Origin of the sequence: Methanolinea sp., from assembly GCA_016699325.1 — an archaeon.
In the GTDB taxonomy this organism is placed as follows: Archaea; Halobacteriota; Methanomicrobia; order Methanomicrobiales; family Methanospirillaceae; genus UBA9949.
In genome coordinates, this window is the sequence record CP064971.1 from 1,886,472 (window position 1) to 1,907,704 (window position 21,233).

At 53.8% G+C, this 21,233-nt stretch carries 13 protein-coding genes and 1 pseudogene; 3 read left to right on the top strand and 11 right to left on the bottom strand.

What is annotated here, in order from left to right:
- Positions 1-296: 296 nt before the first annotated feature.
- The 3 genes from IPI71_09830 to IPI71_09840 form a co-directional block, all read right to left on the bottom strand.
- Positions 297-1,109, bottom strand: a complete 813-nt coding sequence (locus tag IPI71_09830) for a hypothetical protein (protein ID QQR70917.1) — start codon at positions 1,107-1,109, stop codon at positions 297-299.
- 169 nt (positions 1,110-1,278) lie between these two features.
- A complete protein-coding gene (locus tag IPI71_09835) occupies positions 1,279-7,362 on the bottom strand; it encodes a DUF2341 domain-containing protein (GenBank protein QQR70918.1) in 6,084 nt (2,027 codons plus the stop codon).
- A gap of 125 nt (positions 7,363-7,487) precedes the next feature.
- A complete protein-coding gene (locus IPI71_09840; GenBank protein QQR70919.1) occupies positions 7,488-9,020 on the bottom strand; it encodes a metallophosphoesterase in 1,533 nt (510 codons plus the stop codon).
- Positions 9,021-9,758: 738 nt separating this feature from the next.
- Here IPI71_09840 and IPI71_09845 point away from each other — a divergent pair.
- Both IPI71_09845 and IPI71_09850 read left to right on the top strand, forming a co-directional pair.
- A complete protein-coding gene (locus tag IPI71_09845; protein ID QQR70920.1) occupies positions 9,759-10,160 on the top strand; it encodes a hypothetical protein in 402 nt (133 codons plus the stop codon).
- Positions 10,142-10,906 (top strand): hypothetical protein, encoded by a 765-nt coding sequence (locus tag IPI71_09850; protein ID QQR70921.1) that lies wholly within the window; start codon positions 10,142-10,144, stop codon positions 10,904-10,906. Before IPI71_09845 ends, IPI71_09850 begins: the two co-directional genes overlap by 19 nt.
- Positions 10,907-11,405: 499 nt before the next feature.
- Here IPI71_09850 and IPI71_09855 read toward each other — a convergent pair whose 3' ends face one another.
- The 6 genes and pseudogenes from IPI71_09855 to IPI71_09880 form a co-directional block, all read right to left on the bottom strand.
- Positions 11,406-14,747: a PEGA domain-containing protein gene (locus tag IPI71_09855; protein QQR70922.1), complete on the bottom strand. Its 3,342-nt coding sequence runs from the start codon at positions 14,745-14,747 to the stop codon at positions 11,406-11,408.
- 210 nt (positions 14,748-14,957) lie between these two features.
- A complete protein-coding gene (wtpA, locus tag IPI71_09860; protein QQR70923.1) occupies positions 14,958-15,953 on the bottom strand; it encodes a tungstate ABC transporter substrate-binding protein WtpA in 996 nt (331 codons plus the stop codon).
- Positions 15,950-16,531 (bottom strand): molybdopterin-dependent oxidoreductase, encoded by a 582-nt coding sequence (locus tag IPI71_09865; protein ID QQR70924.1) that lies wholly within the window; start codon positions 16,529-16,531, stop codon positions 15,950-15,952. Before IPI71_09865 ends, wtpA begins: the two co-directional genes overlap by 4 nt.
- Positions 16,528-17,371: pseudogene (locus IPI71_09870) on the bottom strand (argininosuccinate synthase). The gene IPI71_09865 and the pseudogene IPI71_09870 overlap by 4 nt, the downstream one beginning before the upstream one ends.
- A 65-nt stretch (positions 17,372-17,436) precedes the next feature.
- A complete protein-coding gene (locus IPI71_09875; GenBank protein ID QQR70925.1) occupies positions 17,437-18,306 on the bottom strand; it encodes an argininosuccinate synthase in 870 nt (289 codons plus the stop codon).
- 22 nt (positions 18,307-18,328) lie between these two features.
- Positions 18,329-19,000, bottom strand: a complete 672-nt coding sequence (locus IPI71_09880) for a hypothetical protein (GenBank protein QQR70926.1) — start codon at positions 18,998-19,000, stop codon at positions 18,329-18,331.
- A gap of 25 nt (positions 19,001-19,025) precedes the next feature.
- Here IPI71_09880 and IPI71_09885 point away from each other — a divergent pair, with 25 nt between their 5' ends.
- On the top strand, positions 19,026-19,802 hold the full coding sequence (locus IPI71_09885) for an IS1634 family transposase (GenBank protein QQR70927.1): 777 nt from the start codon (positions 19,026-19,028) through the stop codon (positions 19,800-19,802).
- A 29-nt stretch (positions 19,803-19,831) separates the two neighbouring features.
- Here IPI71_09885 and IPI71_09890 read toward each other — a convergent pair whose 3' ends face one another.
- Both IPI71_09890 and IPI71_09895 read right to left on the bottom strand, forming a co-directional pair.
- The gene (locus IPI71_09890) at positions 19,832-20,857 is read right to left on the bottom strand and encodes a hypothetical protein (GenBank protein ID QQR70928.1); all 1,026 of its coding nucleotides are present in this window, start codon (positions 20,855-20,857) and stop codon (positions 19,832-19,834) included.
- A complete protein-coding gene (locus tag IPI71_09895; GenBank protein QQR70929.1) occupies positions 20,826-21,227 on the bottom strand; it encodes a hypothetical protein in 402 nt (133 codons plus the stop codon). The genes IPI71_09890 and IPI71_09895 overlap by 32 nt, the downstream gene beginning before the upstream one ends.
- Positions 21,228-21,233: the final 6 nt, after the last annotated feature.

Consider the following 21,233-nt stretch of genomic DNA (forward strand, 5'->3'; position numbering starts at 1 on the left):
ACATCGTAGCCCATCAATCGAGGGTGGTCGGTTGCTGTTCCGGTTGTGCTGGTCCAGCCGTGCTCCCGGGCTCTGAGATGCGGGCTTTCAGCTTGGTTTTTTTTCTGCTCGCAACTCTGGTGATTACGAGGGACTGGATACTGGATACAGCGGTTATTTCACTGGTATGGTATCGTTATTCTGCCGATTTTTCGGCCACTGATTGTTACTATGACGACATTTTACAAGGATCTTTGCGGTTGACCCTGGACAGTTAATAAAAAAATGGGTTGTGGAACCGGTGCAGACCGGAGACTTCACCCGTGTTCCCTTTCCCTCTTCAGTGCGATAAGTGCAGCGATAATGAGAACCACTAATACAGCGATCCCGCCGACTATCCATGAGAATGGTATGATATCAGTCCAGTCCGGCATCTCTGTGGTGGCGGGTGCTTCCGTTGGGGGTTGTTCAGTTACCCGGGTGGTCAATGGGACTGAAGTCCCTTCGTCAATAGGCGGGGTTTGTACCGGTGTTGATTCTGGCGGGGTGGTTGCAGTTGGGGATGGTGAAGGAGTCGCGGGTGTGCGGGACTGGGAAATGTAGGAACCCGAACCGCCGCCGCCACCGCCACCGCCGCCGGTGGAAGGCCCTGAAGGTCCTGGCACGGTTATCGTTCCGGTGGGGATGGTCGGGGTAATCGCGGATCCGCCATCTGCATCCATGTAGACTGACTCGATTATGAATGATGACCACCCTCCTGAAATTCCTTTAATGCTCAGAGTTGCGAGCGGTATATCCTTTGTTCCTGGTTCGACCTGCCTGAAGATATCCACCCCGCTTATCCTGACAGATCCGTCAGTTTTTCGCGTGGTGTTGTTCAGGACCGCCCATGAAGGATACACGACTTCTGATACGTCTGCAACGAGAGGGTTAGAGAACCGGACTACAAGGTCGTAGCCCGCGAGACCTGAAGAAACATCGTTCAGGGTCAGGTTAACCGTGGCAGTCTTGCCTTGCTGCACTGTAATAGAGGAAGGATCGATTTGGATACTCGATGCACAGACCGGTGAAAGCAACAGGATACTGCATGCGATAAAAAAAATAATCTGGTGAACTGTGGAGGTTTTCATGTGGTATTCCTCTTTTAGGACGGCACTGTAAAAATGGGTTGTGGTTCATGGGATCGAAGTCGGGGCAATTCCGGGATGGAATTGTGCATTGCCCTCCTTCTTCCCCTGACACTCATTTTTTGTCGTGTATTCTGGTAATGCACGGTAGATCTCCTGGATTCCAGGTGGTTCACGGGTGACTCGCCAGAAGCTCCTGATACAGCAGCACTACGTCATCGTAATCGATCCGGCCGTTCTGGTTGTAATCATAGGGCTCGATCCCCACATCGTCCTGGTCCCGGATCCACTGCATGTTCTCGTAATACAGGACGACATCATCGTAGTCGAGCCTTCCGTTCCCGTTGATGTCTTCATAGAGGAAGTCACCGTCAGGATCCGTGGGGTCATTCGACTGGCCCGGGAAAGGCTTGACATATCGTGTAACCCTGATATAATCGGATTTTGTCTCGGTATCTGAGCTGTAGGCATTCTCCACGGTCAGCGATACCGTGTAGTTACCGGGGTTCACGTAGGACGCCACCGGGTTCTGGAGAGTGCTGTCCACGACACCATCGTTATCAAAGTCCCACGACCACGATGAAGCGGGAGGAGTGCCGGTCGAGAGATCAGTGAAGGCGACGAACAGGGGCCTTGATGCGGAAGCCTTTCCGGACGTGACATTTGCCTCGAAGTCAGCGGACAATGAGGCATGGACCGCGATCTCCCCGGAGGTGACCTTCGGTGAGATTGCAGCCCCTCCATCTGCGTCCATGTGCACACCGGATATGGTAACCGGGGTGGTTCCCATACTGTCAGCCCTGACCGTGATGGTTGCAAGGAGGACATTCACACTTCCTGCCTGGATATTCCTGCCAATGTCAACCCCGCTTAATCTCAGGGTATCAGCCGGTGGCTGGGGTGTCGTGTTGCTCAGTTCCGCCCAGGCCGGGTACTCCACTGTAACAATCTCCCCAACAGCTGGATTACCAAGCGTGACCTGGAGATCATATCCTGCAAGGCCGGCTGGTGCGGTCGTGAGGAGGATCTGGTACGGTGCGGTGGTGTCTAGCGACAGGGCAGATTGCGCAGGTACGATCTTTACCTCGGGTTCGCCACTGGATGGGCGGGACAGGAGGTGGATGGAGGCGACTCCCTTAACCGCCATGCCGCCGGTCACATTCTGCCCGGTGAGACGGAGCGGCCAGTTCTGGTCGTCTCCGGGAATCGGTGTCCCGTTCAGGGAATTGGCAATCAGGTAGTTGCTGTTCCGGATGATCTGCTCGCTTGGGATGGTAGTGGAGTAACCATCTCCTGCGGTCACTTTCACATCATAACCGGCTGCGGCCAGGGTGTTGTTGAACCCATCGTTAGAGTGCTGGTCATCATCATCCACGTAACCGGCAAGGAACCAGAGCGGCATTCCCTCCCATGTTCTTCCTGCAGAGTCGGTATACGAAGCCTTGTGATTTGCGCCGAACTGGCAGGCGAGGGCAGACTCGAAGTAGTTGCGTGAGATCGTCTCGCTCATCCCGCCGATATCCTCGCCGTCAAGCAGAAGTGACCAGTCAGCAGCAGGGGCCGAATAGATCTTGATCGTGGAGATATACTTGGCTGAGAGACCTGCGACAGACGGGTACTGGACCCCCCCGTTCCAGTTATAATGCCAGTATTGCTCGGGAAGGGCTTCGTGCATGTTCCATTGCCCGACGACATGATCTTCCGGCGTGAAGAAGAGCCTCGGACCGTCGCCGAACTTGGGGACGTAGTTCCCATCGGCATACCAGGCGATTACTGATTCACCGAGGTGGGAATAGACGTGGGGGTTGGGATAGATGGCATCGTAGGGGAGTATGGTCTCGAAGTTGTCAGTTGCAACAAACTTGATCTCGGTTCCGGGTTCCATTCCTCCGACAAGCTCGCAGAGATCCCTCACCTTCGTTGCCTTAATGGCGTTGTCTATCTTGGGCGGGGACATCCCCTTGGTCTCGGTGGGGTCCCAGATATCATCCGGGTCCATGGTGAGGCCCTGGTACATGTAGTGCGTAGTGCCGTCGCCTATGACCGGCAGGTTTGCCTCCATCCAGATGTGATCGACCGTGGTCTGGCTGAGGATGGTGGTCCCATCGTTTGCGTATTTAATGATGGTGATGGTCGGGATCTCGGTCGGCTCCTGGAACGCAGTCAGCTTGATACTGGCGATGTTCCCAACGCTGTAACTCGCAGAGGGCAGGCCGGATCCGACAAGCTGGAGGGGGGCCTTTGTCCCGGAGAGCGGTTCCCCGTTCACCTTGTTCGCAATGATAAATCTGTTGTCGGTCCCGATCTCCTGGCTTGTAAGTTCCTTGCTGTACCCATCCCCTGCTGTCACGATCACTGTGTAGCCCGCAGTGGCGAGGGCGTTGTTGAAGCCGTTCGGCCCATGGGGAATCCTGTCATCGACCCACCCCATAATCCGCCACAGGGGGATGCCCTCGTATACTTTACCTTCCCCATCGTCGTATGTTGCATGATGGCATGCCGCCCAGTCCTCGAACTCAGGCAGGGGGATGGTGTCGCTGATGGCGCCGATGAGCTCAAGGCTCCAGTCCCCCGCAGGATACCCTGGCAGACCTTCAAGCCGGATTGTTGTGATGTTGCCTATCCGCTGCTTTCCGCCCGTTGTTGCGGGTCCTACAAGCTTCAGGTTTGCATCGGATCCGGTCAGCGGTGTGCCGTTGAGGGTATTGGCTACGATGAACCCATTATTGTGGCTGATATCGAGGCTGCTGAAGGTCGCATTGAATCCATCACCGGCAATAACCCGGACCGTGTACCCTGTCACATTCGCCCGGGTATCGTTGAATGTCCAGTGACTGGTTGTCTCTATATCATCAACAGCTCCGACAAGGTCCCAGAGCGGGACCCCCCCCCAGGTGTTCCCGGTTCCATCTGTATAGGTCACGCCGTGGGTGCATGCGATGCCCTGCTCGAAGTACTGCTGTGATATTATATCGACCACATCCCCTTCCATCCTGAGGGTCCACCCTGCCGGCGGTTCGGGGAGTCCGACAAGTTCGATTGAGACGATGTTTCCAACCAGCTTTCCAGAGGAGACCTTGGGGCCGATCATCTGGAGCGGGAAGCATAACTTGGTGCTGTTTGGCTTGGTGAGGGGCAGCGGTTCCCCGTTCAGGGTGTTTGCCACGATGTAGCCGTTGTCCCTCGCGATGTCTCCGCTTTCGAAGTTAATCGAGTAGCCATCTCCAGCGGTCACCTTGACCGAGTATCCCTCAGCGGCAAGTGCGTCGTTGAAGGGGCCATGCATGTTCTCATCGTCAACCCAGCCGACGAGGAACCAGAGAGGAATCCCGCCCCATACATTGCCATCGCCGTCAGTGTACGTGGCGGAATGGCTGGGCTGGCAGGCCACTCCCGCTTCAAATTCGCTCCTCGTTATCGTCTTTGAAATTGCACCGGATAGAGAGAGCGTCCAGTCTCCAGGGGGAGCGGATCCCGAAGTGTCGGCAACGGTCCTGACTGCGGCGGTGGCCTTGGAGAGGGTCTCGGTGAGGTTGTTCTTGTCCCCGACCCCTGCAGCATAATAGAAGTCGACCCGGTCGCCGTCAGAGAGTTCGATGACGTTCAGTCCGTTGGCATGGTTCCCATATCCATCCTTGTAAACGCCATTCACATAGGCAAACCAGTTTCCGGGCGAGTTCCGGATGTACTCTTCCACGTCATCGAGGAGGAGCACCTGGTCGGAGGACCAACGCTTGTCAGTGACATTGTAGGTCAGGCCGGTTGCCTGGAGCGCCCCGAGGGGCGTTGTCCAGCTGACCGTGTAACTTGTCTGGGAGTTGTATGCGACCTTGTTGAAGGTCGAACCCGGCGCCAGGTTCACTGTCCCGTTGAAGAGCTCAGGGATGGCCGGTGGCGGGGTTTCTTCCTCCTCCTCCTCGGCTCCCCACGCTGCTATCGCTGGTGGAGTAACGGTGCACTTGCGAACCAGGACCCAGTCAACGTCTATTCTGGAATTTTCGCCTGATACGTAAATCTGAGGAATCCAACTGGAGCTATCCATCTGTTCAGATATCGCTTTCTGGTTTGCATCATTGACCAAGTACATAACATTGGTCGAGCCGCTCCTGATAATATCCTGAATGGCATATGTATTTGCTGTCCAGCCTGTGATTAGTTCCGGATTGCTGAATCCTGTATTATAGTTATATAGCATACCAGGGCCGAAAGAGTGGGAGTAATACACATAGCCCCCCGCAAAGGTTGCTGGATTAAGGAAATTGAAATACTCATAAAAGTCTGTTGAGGCAAAATGGGCTGATTTCAGCCTTGATCGGACTGCGTAATTTTGTCCGAAACTCTCCTTCCCCTCTATTAATACCGCGTTTCCTGTAGATGACAGTGTGCATATCCCACCTGATACGGTTGGTGATCCCATACTATCCCATTTCCCGGCATTCAGCGAAGTCCCTGGGAAGTCGTCGAAGAACGGGAACGTGTCATCGCCATTGCTCACCGCCACCGCAACCGGATTCCCGTAATAGAGATACACCTGTGTCCCCGTCACCGGGATCGACGGCACCTTCACCCAGGCAACAGCTGAACCGGTTTCTGATGGCTCAATCCAGTAGGGGAGCAGGACATTGCCAGTGGTGGTGAACCGGAGGTCGGAGTAATCGGCTTTGACCCTGGTTCCGAGGTATACGTTCTCCCCTGAATCGGTCCCGTCCGCCCTGTGGACAGTGAACCTTACCTGGTAATCGGTGAGATCCCCGTCAGGCGATCCGCCGATGGTGACCAGCTTCCGGTATGACCAGCCGGCGAGGAACTCTGATGCCGGCGGGGCTTCGGTGACAGTTATGTACCCGGTCTTCACCTCTTCATCGGACCCTTCCGCGTTCGTAACGTTCAGCCTGACCGTGTAGGTGCCGGGTGCAGAATAGGTATGGGAGGGGTTCTGTGCGATCGAGTCAACGACCCCGTCATTCGTGAAGTCCCAGGCCCATGAGGTGGGCGAACCGGTGGACTGGTCGGTGAAGTGGACGGTCAGTGGTGCTGTGCCGGACTGAATATCAGATGTGAACGCCGCAACGGGTGGTACAGCGCCTCCTTGGATATTAACCGTGATCCTGAGAACAGCGGTCGCATTGTCGGTGGTCTGCTGGTCAGGCCCGAAGTAGAACTCGAGGAAGTCACCGTCAGCAACATCGTTGTTGCTCACACCGGTGGTGTTCGAGAAGTAGTTCTGGTAGACCCCGTTCTTCTGGTAGTTCCAGGCCAGTTTTGGGGTGACTGTCCCATCGTAGGTGTAATTGGCTGTCCCGGAGTCAATCCAGTTGATGAGCGCGGTGTTCCTGTTGCCATGCCAGCTCCCGCCGTAGGTAAAACCATCGGCGAGGAAGGCCGCCTCGAGCGCCCCGTGCGGGGTGAGGGTGCTTACCTCGTAATCGTCCCCGCTGTCATCGGTCCAGGTGAACGTGCCGTCAGCGAGGGTGACCGTGCCTTCGAAGATCACATCAAGTTGTGCCGGGGGCGCTTCGTTGCTGTAAATGTAGATCCGGTTCACGTACTGGCCGGACAGTCCGGTCGTGGTGGGATACTTCTCGTTTCCCTGCTGGTAGTAATACCAGTACTTTTCATCCGCTGCTTCATGCCAGTCCCAGTTCCCGAATGCATGGACACCAGTTCCATTAGGTCCAAGGGTATTGACCGAATCATCTGCAAACCATACCATCCTCATTCCTTCGGAATATCCCGAATCAGGATACTTGCCATCCTTAAACCAGCAGATACCTATTGGACCTTCACGATCCGAGTATTCGTAGACATTTTTGTAGGCCCACATTCTGTTCCACCCATCGGAAGAGAGAATCTTGACTTCTTCCCCGGGAGACATTCCGCCCACAAGATCGCAGAGATCTTTCAGGTTGGTCCCCTTGACCGCCCCCATATCCTTCTCGAGGACATTGGTGTCTTCTTCAGGATTCCACCGCAGCATCTCCTGGGTCGCGGCATCAGGATCATATATAAAGACCGGTCCCTGGTGGTAGTAATGGGTGATCCCGTCGCCCATTACCGGGAGGTTGTCCATCATCCACGTGTAGTTAACCGTAGTACTGTTAAGAATGGTCGTTCCATCGTTCGCGTATTTCCTAATCTCTACAGAAGTGGTCGCCGCCATCGCGGGCGCGACCATGCATACCGCAAGAAGGAGAATTGCGGTAACCAAAAGCGATCTTCTACATTCCGGTGACATAGCAAGCAGCACTCCTTTCATATAGAAAATTTTGTCAACTAAATTTGTTCGAGGTATGTCTTCTTATCGGCGGAATAATAATCTTTCTTTTTCATCTCGATAAAGCATATCAAGTTGACGAGGTTGATAGAGTGTAGAAGTTAATTTCAGTTTCTCGAAAGCAGCTCCTGGTACAGGACAACGACATCATCGTAATCGATCCGACTGTTCTGGTTGTAATCATAGGCCTCGATCCCCACATCGTCCTGGTCCCGGATCCACTGCATGTTCCCGTAATACAGGACAATATCGTCGTAGTCGAGCCTTCCGTTCCCGTTGATGTCTTCATAGAGGAAGTCACCGTCAGGATCCGTGGGGTCATTCGACTGGCCCGGGAAAGGCTTGACATATCGTGTGACCCTGATATAATCGGATTTTGTCTCGGTATCCGAGCTGCAGGCATTCTCCACGGTCAATGATACCGTGTATTTGCCGGGAATCACGTAGGATGTCACCGGGTTCCGGAGAGGGCTGTCAACGATACCGTCGTTGTCAAAGTCCCAGGCCCACGAGTTGGGCGAACCGGTGGACTGGTCGGTGAACTGTACGGTCAGCGGGCAGGGACCGGTCCGGATATCTGATGTGAACTCCGCAACCGGCGCTCCCCCAGGGTTCATGACCACGGTTTCGAAGACCGTGCCCGGCGGGTAGAGTGTCGTGATGCTCTTGAGGTCAGAGGATACGTCCGCGACCCGGATCATCTCTGCTGTTGCTGTTCCAGGCTCCGGATCGATGGTGACCCGGATATAGGCGAGTGCATATTCAAGGCTGTTCTGGGAATACTCGGCCCTTGGAACCGAAAGATTGTATGCAGGCCCCCCTCCTGTCCCGGACACGAAATAGTGGATATTATGTGCAAGGAACCGCTCGTAAGCATGGACATGCCCGTTGAACACCGCCGTCACGTTGTGTTCGATGAATATATCCTCCCATTCAAGCCGGATGTTCTCGTAACCTCCGGAATGGTTCCGTTCCGAAGTGTAAGGAGGAAGGTGGAACGAAATGAACCGGAAAGGCTTCTCCGTCTGGAGATCGGTTGCGAGCCATGCGCTCTGGGTGGAAAAGTTTGGCCAGGCCCAGTCATTGCTGTCAAGGACGGCCACGTGGACATCCGCACAGTCAAACGAGTAATATGGGGGCATTCCGTACGCCTGGTAGTAATTGGAATGGTTGGCATCATGGTTTCCGAGAGCAGGGAAGACCGTGGTGTTTGCCATCATCGCCCTGCCAGCTGCAAAATAGCGGTCCCAGTCAGAGAGGTTTGAAGCATTGTTCACCAGGTCACCCGAGTGCAGCACGAATGCGACGCCAGGCTCTGCGGCGATCCGGTCCGCAACCAGCTTGTGCCGTTCGAGCTGGCTGAAGGTGGGGAGATGGTCCTGCGTGTCGCTGTAGACGACGAAAATGACCGGGCCGCTCTCAGGGAAGGTGGAAAAATGCAGATCACCGGTACATTGACCGTTATACAATACCCGGTAATGATACAGGGTCCCGGGTTTCAACCCGGCAAGCGGGACATGGTGGAGCACGGTGGTGAGGTTATCGGTGGCAGACCGGTCATATCCTGAATTTGCAGAAAAATACGCGTCCGTTGCATATTCGATGGTGAGGCTGGAAGCGGTATCCGTCTTCACGTTCACAATTGTACTCGTTGTTGTAGTAATCCGGTGATATACGGCCCCCAGAGAATTGAAGGTGTATCTTCATCCATAGTTTCAGCCACTACCGGTACGTTCATGCATGCTACAAATAGCACTATCATGATAAGAAAAATTCGTTTCCGGGTATTCTCCCACATGATTGAAAATCCACCTCTTTTCCGATCCTTCTGCCAGAGCGGTCCGTTTTTTGTTCCTTGACCCATGTTTTAATAAGGCCTACCTTATAATTGCTGTGGTGCACCAATTCCAAATCGGCTCATTTTACCCGGTATAAACCTGAACTGGCCCCTATACATCCATCGGGACCAGCATGTTGCAGCAACCGAAACTTCATCATCACTTCACGCAATCATTCCTTCACGGGAAAAGGGAGATACCGATTCGCCGAATGTTCGTTTCACGGCAGAATACACTCCCTTGATCCTCCATCCCATCTTGTATTTTGTGATATCTTTTACATTCTCGGTAGCCAACGCTTTTCACCCGCTCGCGGACACATTCAGCGCCACAGGATGATCCGCTCGATCTCGTGGCAGCATTCCCCGTGTTTTGACCCCTGGTTTGATCTCCCGTATTTCCTCCGCTCCTCGTACATCCACCCTCCCCGGGCTTATGACCCCGATCCCGGTGCTATCGACGGCAACGATTATTAATGGCGATATGTTTCCACCTGACTTCGCCAGAAGAAGGATGAGAAGGTAGTGTTTATATAATTTCATGCAAAAAAACACAGCCTTCTCATTAGGTAATATAGCATTAATCGATAAAATTGATTCGGAGACCAACTTTTTCGCATCAGTTCTTGGCGGAGTTGGTGGTCGAAGCAAGTCATTCATACCATCCGTAAAGCTTCTCATCAGCAACAAACTCAATCAATCGGTATCGATCAATAAGATTCTGGACTTTACCCCCGACGAACTTCTCAAGACACTGGGGTTTGAAGATACAATTTCAGACCGGAGTTTGTATCGGACTCTGGAACGACTGGGAGAAAGAAAGTCGATTGTTCTTGACCAGTTTCAACGCTGGATCTCCCAGCAGAGCCTCGTGGATCCAACCCAGTTCGTGGACTTCAGTTCGAGTTACTTTGAGGGGACAAAATGTCCGCTGGGGAGTTAGGGTATTCCCGGGACAATCAGCCAGGGAAACTCCAGATCGCATTTGGGATCAGTGTCGGCCTCAATAACATACCGACGATGCTGACCATCCAGAAAGGAAATGTTCAGGATAAAAAGCATATGCAGATGCTGATCCGGTTATGCTCGAGCGTTCTTCCTGAAGGCAGTCTTCTGGTGTTTGACTGTGGAGGGAATACCCAGGATAACAAACGAAGGATCCGCGATCTGAAGTTCCATTATTTGACCCTGAAAGCAAAGAAGAAAGGACCATACCGGAACGAGATAACGATCTACCATGCCAGGAAAGAAAGCCAGGTTTCATTCGTTTCTGGCAACCGGGTCTATTCATGTGTCAAATATCGGGATGGCGAAGAAGTCCGGTACATATTTTTCTGTGACGACCTGGCCTGTGACCAGTTGACGAAGAAAGCAAGGAAACTTGAGAAAGACCTGGAGAAGGGGAAGGTTCTCACAAAGAAGGTTGAACGCGGAAAAGATCTCGGCCAGTATATCGCTCCTGAGGGTTGGATCATCGCCCGTGGTCATCTCCAGAAGATCATTGGCGATATCCCCAACCCCTATGTAACCGGTCTTGAAGGTTTCTTCGTGCTTGAATCAACCATCGATGATGATCCCGAAAACATCCTGAATGCCTACAAGAATCGTGACCGTGCAGAGAAGTTCATCCGGGACCTCAAAGAAGGAGCCGAGCCCGGCCGATCCGGCACTGGTCCAAACACGCGGTGATCGGGACGTGTTGATCGTTTTCCTCACCAAAGTCCTGGTGAGTTTGACACAACTTTTCTGTAAAGATCCCGTCGTGAAAAATCTGAAAGTCCTCAAAATTATCTCACGAATTTGACACTTACGATCATATACCCTTCTTTTGGGTATCCTGTCAAGATCATTTCCAACTTCTCCCCAGAAATACGCCCAATTCTTGGAGATTTTATCAAGAGATATGGTAGCCTGGAGGCGCCAAATCACTGGTAAATTGCTTCTGGCGAATTGGGTTAAGTCGTTTAAATTTGATGGAAGTACTGAAAAGTGGCGAAGTTAGGTTTCCAGGTATTTTGCTTAATTACATCCATTTAAGGACGATTACGGGAGCGAAAAAGGGAGAACCTCACTGCCGATCAGCCCCCTGGGAGAGCATCTGGCGACTCATGCAGGACACGGGGCAGTGAACGACGAGGGGTCTATTCAGTGATCTTTTTAATTGAGTACCGAAACGGGTAATCTCAACCTACTGCTCCATCACCACCATGTACCTGTTCGCATTGCCAGGACGGATGGTGATGTCCCGCGATCTCGAGATCTCGCCGGTCTTGAGCGTGAGTTGATGCACCCCCAGGGGAATGCCGGAGAAGGAAAACGGCGTCTTTTCTCCGGTTGCGATCCCGTCAAGGTATATCGCGGCACCATCAGGTATACTCTCTACCCGGAGCGGGCCGCACGGATACGTGTCGAGGACGAACGAGATGGTCCCTTTTATGAACTCCTCGTTGGTCCTTGGCACGGTGACGAGCCTCTGTGCCGGGATATGCCCCGGCAGGGACACCATCACGCGGTGCGGACCCTCCGATAACCCTCCAACGAGCGAGGGAGTGGTATTTCCGGTCCTTGCCCCGTCGATGAATATCCCGGCTCCCGGCGGTGAAGACTCAATGGCGATGGTGTGAAAATTCCCGGGATATGGAGGGAGAACGAATTCGCTGCCGGAAAGCATACTGTCAGGGATGGAAAAGCTCGTGTAGGTGCCCTCTCCAATGAGGGTGATGTATGACCCGGTCCAGGGAACATCGAGGGTGACCGGGGTACGCAGCAATGGGTAAAACCCGTTCAGCGTGAAGGCCGTGGGAGTTCCCGGGTCATCGGTGATTCGTATCAACCGGTCAATCCTGATCCCCACAAAGTCCAGTTCATACACGGAGATGGCATCGTGGTGGACCCACACCCTCGCAATGATACTTTCACCCTTCCCTGCCGCTGCACCCGTCCGGGTTGCTTTCACGGTGTGGTATCCCTCTTTTAATCCGAACAGGACAAGGGGGCTCTTGCCCTCCATAACCTTGTTATCAACCGATAGTTCGAGGTCACCGGGATAGGTGGTGATAAAAAGGCCGCCATGCCGCGACCTTGCAGGCGTTTTCGGGGGTTCAGTCTCCTGGGCAGTGTCACCAGGTGCCAGGACAAGGGTGATCTCCTGTGGGCCTGTAAGGTGCACCACGGTCTGGTTGACCAGGTACCCGTCCATCTCAGCGGTAAGGAGATAATCTCCCTCAGGCAGGAACAATGTCACCGGGGAAACACTCGTCTCGGCAAGACCCGGGATGGTGAGCATGGCACCGGGTGGAGTCGTGGTGATGGTGAACGGATAGGTAGGAGGAGCCTGGTGATCAGGAGGATGGATATCGCCTCCCAGGTCATCGGAGTCCCGGGAATACTCCTCCCCGCTTACAAAGCCATGCGTCTCGTACCCGGGGAATGGAATTCCAAAGATCCAGAAGATCATCCTCCATATACGGGAGAGGAAGGGCTCATCCTGCAAAACGACCCCGGCAGGTACCTCGGATGCTCCATGAGAAGGCGATGTGGGGACAGGAACTGTGGGAGGTGAAATGTTTTTACCGTCATCCATGGGTCCGGGACCCGTCGTATTCACAGCAGGCGAAAACCCGCTATCCTGTGTCGGTGTGACTGGTCTTTCCGGGTATGAAATGGAGAGAATCGCCACCCTCGGTGCAACCTCGCTTCGATCCCCGGGGCCGGCCGCTTTCCAGATGAATTCAGTATGGACATACCCGGTCAGGTGCGGGGTGACATTGAAGCGGCAGATCCATACCCCGTCCTCCTCGTGCGTGTATTTCCCGGGTATATGGACTGAATTCTGGATGACCATGGGAAACGAAGTATCGGATATCTCCGGAGCGGTGCCGATCACCACGAGTTCCGCACCGGAATATCCAGGCTGGATACCGGAAAAGTCAGTGATGGTGATATTTGCCAGGTCCTGCGGAGAGTAGTCCTCCACGGCCCGGATGAACCCTGAACCTTCAGCGACCCAGTTCTTCCGCATCGGTTCACTATCGTCATGGTGCAACATGAGGAGGACCGGAGGATAGATCGTCCACTCGTTTCCTCCCGGGGGATTCCTGACAGAGACCTCGATCGCACCGGTTGCCTGGACCATCGGGGTCACATTGAAGACAAGAGTTTCAGAGACCCTCCCATCGGCATGGTGATATGTCGAGCGGTCGGGAGTACCGGCTTTCACCGAATTGACCCTGACTTCCAGCGCATGGTCGCCTGTATACCCCTTGTGTGAAAAGACATAGAGCCTTGCCCATTGAGACGGGGAAGAGGACAGGGTATCCGTCGCGATTTGGTAGGAGAGGGTCTCGCCGCTCCTGCAGACCTGGCTTGCCCCGCTCGCGACGAGCATCGTGACATTTCCGCTCATCCCACCGGTCACCACTCCCAGAGACCCCTGCTCCCCGTCATACCGGGTTTCACCAGGCATAGCTGTGTCACCCGTCCCTGGAATGGCGGAGGAGAATTCACGTTCAAGACCGAAATGAACAGGGCTCACCACCCCGTGGGCCACATCGACCCATTCTTCATCCGGTGAAAGGTAACCCTCTTTCCAGACGCTGACAGTGTGACTGCCTGCAGGGATCTCCTCCAGGGTAAAAGGGGTCACCTCACCTGTCTCATCTCCGTCAAGAATTATCCTGGCACCCGCAGGAGTTGAAGTGACCTTGATGCTTCCTGTCGGCTCTTCCTGGCTGTATATGAGTATCTCAGAGATATACATCCCGGAAAGTCCCGTCGTGGTGGGGTACTTCTCGTTTCCCTGCTGGTAATAGTACCAGTACTCTTCATCCGCTGCTTCATGCCAGTCCCATACACCGAACGCATGGATGCCCCAGGGATTGGTAGAGGTATCAGCGAACCAGACCATCCGCATGCCATCAGTGTACCCGGTGTCCGGGTACCTGCCGTCCTTGTTCCAGCAGATGATGATCGGCCCTTCGCGGCTGGAATATTCGAACACGTTCTTGTAGGGAAGCGTCTTGTACCATCCGTCAGACGAGCGTATTTTCAGCACGTCTTCAGGCCCCATGCCCCCTACCAGGTTGCAGAGGTCCGCCAGGTTCGTGCCCTTGACCGCACCCATGTCCTTTTCCTGGACGTTCGTGTCCTCCTCGGGGTTCCACCGGAGTGCCGCCTGTTTTGCAGGGTCAGGATCATCTATAAAGACCGGTCCCTGGTGGTAGTAATGGGTGGATCCATCACCGTACACGCGCAGGTTCTGCTCCATCCACCGGTAATCAACGGTCTTTTCGGCAAGGATGGTGAACCCGTCCACCGCGTATTTTACCACCCGGATCTCGGTAGTCCCGGCGGATGCAATGCCCGGGACACTTGCCGCCAGGCAGATGACTAATAGGACGTGGAGAAGTAGCCGGAGATCGTTCCGGGGCGCATGGATGGCGGCACTCTTCCGGTAAATCGTTCTACTGAAGGTCCCCTCTGCCTGTCGTCTCCCTGGAATATCGCGACCGTTTCCCGCGGGTGGAATCATCCGGGTTCCTCTCCGGGGAAAGGCAGAGGCTCCGGGGATAAAGCGGCTGAGAAATCTCCTGCCGCAAGAGTTCTTCCTGAAACCTGCACCGCAGATGGTGCCCCCCGGACCCTTATGCCCTGCCATGCTTGCTGGAACCTTCTCTCCTTTCCTGTCCTGGACCGGAGAATTTCCGGAGATTTTCCAAATCGGTATCATAGAGAGATTTGCCTAGAGAGAGGCCGGCCAGCCTCTCTCTCCAATCTTTTCATGACCCAGTACAAATTGCAGGAATTTCTGTCCTTCATCCGGGTATGGTGCATCTGATGGGACCGTCATGGCATAGACTATCTGTCTTCCGTCACGCTCCTGGCCGATCGAGGAGAAGCGGGGAAAGCCGAGTATTACATGCGATCTTGCATACCATTCTTCGTAATCCGGGGAGGCAAGGTTGATCTCTTCCGGGAGACTGATGTAAAAGAAGTCCTGTTCTTCTGTGACACTCTTGTATTCGAATGCATAGTCGATCCCCCCGGCAGCAAGCAGGGACAGGAGAAAGATACTCCCGTCACGGATCACGATGTGCTGGTCTGCCGGACGGGGGACCTCCGGGAGACGGACCGTGTGCCCCTGCGCGGACTCTTCCATTACAAGGGGTGGATCAAAATGATCCCCTATCACCCTTGGGAATATGGTCTGGTCACCGTAATAATCTCCGGCGAGCATGGTGACCATGATCGCCCGGTATCCCGCGGCATCGAGCATGGGATTTGAGAAACCAACCCTGACCTCCGGCCTTGCGAGGATATCCGGCCAGTTTGTCTCATTTATCTCTGTTCGATACAGGCTTTTTTCGGTATAGGCGATCACCATCTCGTTCCGGGCGAATGGGACATACCAGTCGGTGAAGTTCTTCCCGGTCTCCCGGGAAGGGCGATACATCAGGTCAGGGATGAGTGATTCGTCGGCAACTGCGACCACGTCGAATTTCCGGTAGAGATCCGTGACCTGGCGGATTGCCTGTATGCTTCCGTGCCCCTCGACCTGGACGTCAATGTCCGGGTTCAGTGCCTCGTAACGGGATTCCAGCTCTGAGAAAGGAACGAGCAGGCTTCCCGCAGCAACAACCCTGAGGGGGATCTTTCCGGAGCCCTGGTGCATGCTGCACCCTCCAAACAGGATGCAGGAAAAGAGCATGAGAATCACCGGAAAGATCGCCCTGTTCATGCCATCTTCTCCTTAATCTCGATCCTGTCCACCCATTTTACCCATGCACTCCCTTCGGTGATCACTCCCGGTTCTTCGGAGATGATAGCAATGCGTGCGGGACCGCCGTCATTGTAGGGGAGCGGCTTTCCGTCCTGTTCGTACATCAGGATGATGCGAAGAGGCGGTGAGGGGATTTCTGCAAGGCTCTCGTTGAAGGTGATGAAGCCTCTGCCTTCCATCTGGTCCAGGTCAAAAACCCACAGGTATCCGTCAGGTGCGGATATCCAGATGGTGTCACCGGGCTTCATGCCCCCTGCCTTGGATGCAAGGACGCGAAGGTCGACTCCCTTGCAGCGGTAGGGTCCGAACCTGAACCCCGTGGTCGAGACGCAGTAACCATGGCCATTCACCGAAGGCAGACCGCGTAGGTCATCCAGTGTGAGAACACGCTCGTCGGTTCCTTTCAGGGTGAGCCTCCAGCCGGAATAGTCAGGAGTGGCCTCAGCCGACGCTCTTTCCGTGTCGAAACATCCTGCAGTCACCAGGAATCCGATGGCAAGAAAGGAGACGAGGAGGATTGGGGCAGTGACTCTCATGGTTCACCATCGTTTCTTTTCACAAGCATGAGGGCACAGGCAAGGCACGCCAGGAGGGGAATACACGAGGAGAACGGGCTCCTGGTGGGTGGAGGAGGGTATGTCTCATCCATCTTCGACTCGTAGGATTTCGGGAGCAATTCGGAGGACCCGTGATATCCATCAGAATAAATCCGCACCTCGTCAACCCACTTGACAGTATAGCCGCTTGTCGACGGATAGAGGTTGTCAAAGAGATGGATCGACTCTTTAGGCATCGTTTCCCTCATGTCAGTGTTCCCAAAGACATTCTTCCCCTCCTGGTTTGTCGAGTTGTCAGCAAAGAAAACCAGCCGCATACCGACATAGTAAGATGGCGGGTATCCTGTCCCCTGGCGCTCACCCACCGCGGTCTCCTCGCCATTGAACCAGCAGACGACGATCGGCCCCTGGCGGGGCAGTGGGTGGTAAATGTTTTCGTAGGGGAACTCCACGTGATAGCCATCGGAGGCTTTCACCATCACTTCGTCACCCGGATTCATTCCTCCAACGGAGCTCGCAGAGGTCTCTTACCGAAGTGCCCCTGACGGCTCCCATGTCCTTGAAGTTCGTAGTTTCGTTCGCATCCCACTGCCCTTCCTTGTCGCTCACAAAGACCGGGCCCTGGTGATAGTAGTGCGTCAGGCCGTCACCATGTACCTGGAGATTTGCTTCCATCCACTGGTACGACACCTTCGTCTCGTTCAGAACGGTGATGCCGTCTGCAGCATATTTCGCAACACGCACTTCCGTGGTGGGAGCTGCGCACGTGACATGTATCAGCCCGAAGAGCAGGATTACGGCAATGATGCACGGGACCAATCCCGTCCTGCGATGAGTTTGCGGGTCAAATGGACGTAGTGAAAAAGAACTTGAATTCATCGTTTTTACCTCTTTTTAGTGGTGAACACAAGGACGACTCCGACAGTGAGAGCACCCATGATCACATGCAGTGAGAACCCTGCCTGTGTAGGAGCCCTTGTGGCGTGTGTTGTTGTGCGTGGCGGTTCAGTCTGTGCCGGACTGCCGGGATATATCAAAATGTCTGATATATACTGGACCGAGAGCCCTGTCGTGGTCGGGTATTTCTGGTCCCCCTGGGAGTAATAATACCAGTACTTCTGATCAGCCGACTCGTGCCAATCCCAGTTGCCAAACGCGTGGATTCCCCAGGGGTTCGTGCCTGTATCGGCAAAGAAGACAAGCCGCATCCCTTCCCGGTAGTCAGGAACATATCCGGCGTCTGCCTTCCACCAGGTCACGACAAGGGGCCCCTGCCGTGGAGGGGGGAAATACACGTTCCGGTAGGAAAACTCCTTGACGAATCCGTCCACAGACCTGATCTTCACGGTGTCTCCAGGGGACATCCCGCCAACCAGTTCGCAGAGGTCACGGAGATCGGTCCCCTTCAATGCTCCCATGTCCTTTTCCTGGACGTTCTTGTCTTCGGGAGGGTTCCACCGCAGCATCTCCTGGGTCGCGGGATCAGGGTCGTCGAGGAAGACCGGGCCCTGGTGGTAGTAGTGCGTGGATCCATCGCCGTGCACGGGGAGGTTTTGTTCCATCCACTCATATGTGACAGCAGTCTCATCCAGGATTGTGATTCCATCACCTCCATATTTGACGATGTTCAGGGATGTAGTGGCGGCGCAGGCCCCCATGGAGAGCGAAAGCATGCAGATGATGCAAAACACAATTCTTTGGGGCAGTACGATGCGCTCTCCCGTCTCTTTCTCACAAGTCAGGTTACTTTCCATGTCTTCACGATCCAGTCGGTTTTCAGATTTCCACCCTCAAAGCCAGTAGATGACCGGGGATTTCCCTTCCATTGGACCCCCAAATCCCGTCCGGCCATGGGAAAATACTGGAGTGATCAAGCTGTTGCAGGTCTCTTGTGGCCGCAGGGTTCGTGCAGTCAAACCTGAACCGGTTCCATTCCCCGGCTGTCGGGGTGAAGAGGTTCCTGCCAGGTTTATCCTCCCTGGGTTCACCAGTGGCAGCCTGGATCCCAGGGCAGGTGAGAAAATTCACAAGGTTGCCGGCCACGGCAGTCTTTTCAGAGGGCTGAGTGGGTGTGCATACAGTGATGACACTGCAGGCGTCCAGGAGACTGTCCCCCTGTTCGGTGGCCGGGGCCAGTCCGGGGTTCTCCTTGTTGGCAGGGCAGGTCCCCTCGTCCTTCAGGGTCTGTTTCTCTGGTTCAAGCTGGAGAGTCCCTCCCATGCCCTGCCCGGCCTCGTTATACCAGTTCCCGGACTCCCGGATGCCAGTGGTATAATCATCCCCCGCAGCCTTCCGGATGTTCTCCTCGGTGGAATGGGTCCCGGAGTGCAAGACAGGTACTTGTGGCTGCTGCGTGGTTGCAGTGGTACATCGGGCAGGAAATACCCTGCCGGTGGGGATGGAGGTGAGTGTTGCAAGGGCATGTGTGCTCTTCCGTGATCCTCTCATTGAACTCACAGGCTTTTAATGCAGGATGATTGATGAATATTTCCTTTTAACCCCCTACCAGGATCACCATCCAGCCAGGGCCTGTAATTGCTTCTCAGACAGGAAGATCCTCCTTGAGACCATTCGTAAGGTACAGCAGAACCTGAATCTCGAAGACAAGGCCTACTATATCGCCGACAGTGCGTTCTATACCGCTCCCAAACTGCAGACACCCGGTCAGCATACCTTCTGGATCAGCCATCCCCCTGCTACCATCGATGAAGCCAAGTCGCTGCTGTTTGCCGATATTCCCATGATCTCCGGGAAGGAGGAAGGATACTCGTTTCATGAGCGTCTCGTTACCTACGCCGGAATTGATCAGAAATGGATCGTGGTACATTCCGAGAAGAGGCGGATGGCAGGTGAGAAGAACTATGTGAGGAACCTGGCCAAGCGGCTGGAAAAAGCGCGTAAATCATGGAAGAAGCTCCGTGCCAAGGAACTTGCCTGTGAGCCCGATGCACGCATGGCTGCACGGTTGTGGTTTGATGCGTACCCTTACCTGTTCGCTGATAGTGTCCAGGTATTCTCAAAGACAAAAAAGAAGAACGTAAGAAAGGGGCGCCCGGGCAAGGATAAGGCTGTTGAGACAGTTTACTTGGTCGATTCGCCGCTTGAGATCGTTCCGGAAGTGGTTGAGCAGGAGAAAGCACGTCTCGGACGGTTCATCCTGGCAACAAATGATCTTGACCTGGATCCGGACACTATCCTGAATTATTATAAGCCTAACTTCGCCACTTTTCAGTACTTCCATCAAATTTAAACGACTTAACCCAATTCGCCAGAAGCAATTTACCAGTGATTTGGCGCCTCCAGGCTACCATATCTCTTGATAAAATCTCCAAGAATTGGGCGTATTTCTGGGGAGAAGTTGGAAATGATCTTGACAGGATACCCAAAAGAAGGGTATATGATCGTAAGTGTCAAATTCGTGAGATAATTTTTGAGGACTTTCAGATTTTTCACGACGGGATCTTTACAGAAAAGTTGTGTCAAACTCACCAGGACTTTGGTGAGGAAAACGATCAACACGCACCCGATCACCGCGTGTTTGGACCAGTGCCGGATCGGCCGGAGCTCGGCTCCTTCTTTGAGGTCCCGGATGAACTTCTCTGCACGGTCACGATTCTTGTAGGCATTCAGGATGTTTTCGGGATCATCATCGATGGTTGATTCAAGCACGAAGAAACCTTCAAGACCGGTTACATAGGGGTTGGGGATATCGCCAATGATCTTCTGGAGATGACCACGGGCGATGATCCAACCTCCAGGAGCGATATACTGGCCGAGATCTTTTCCGCGTTCAACCTTCTTTGTGAGAACCTTCCCCTTCTCCAGGTCTTTCTCAAGTTTCCTTGCTTTCTTCGTCAACTGGTCACAGGCCAGGTCGTCACAGAAAAATATGTACCGGACTTCTTCGCCATCCCGATATTTGACACATGAATAGACCCGGTTGCCAGAAACGAATGAAACCTGGCTTTCTTTCCTGGCATGGTAGATCGTTATCTCGTTCCGGTATGGTCCTTTCTTCTTTGCTTTCAGGGTCAAATAATGGAACTTCAGATCGCGGATCCTTCGTTTGTTATCCTGGGTATTCCCTCCACAGTCAAACACCAGAAGACTGCCTTCAGGAAGAACGCTCGAGCATAACCGGATCAGCATCTGCATATGCTTTTTATCCTGAACATTTCCTTTCTGGATGGTCAGCATCGTCGGTATGTTATTGAGGCCGACACTGATCCCAAATGCGATCTGGAGTTTCCTGGCTGATTGTCCCGGGAATACCCTAACTCCCCAGCGGACATTTTGTCCCCTCAAAGTAACTCGAACTGAAGTCCACGAACTGGGTTGGATCCACGAGGCTCTGCTGGGAGATCCAGCGTTGAAACTGGTCAAGAACAATCGACTTTCTTTCTCCCAGTCGTTCCAGAGTCCGATACAAACTCCGGTCTGAAATTGTATCTTCAAACCCCAGTGTCTTGAGAAGTTCGTCGGGGGGTAAAGTCCAGAATCTTATTGATCGATACCGATTGATTGAGTTTGTTGCTGATGAGAGTTTTACGGATGGTATGAATGACTTGCTTCGACCACCAACTCCGCCAAGAACTGATGCGAAAAAGTTGGTCTCCGAATCAATTTTATCGATTAATGCTATATTACCTAATGAGAAGGCTGTGTTTTTTTGCATGAAATT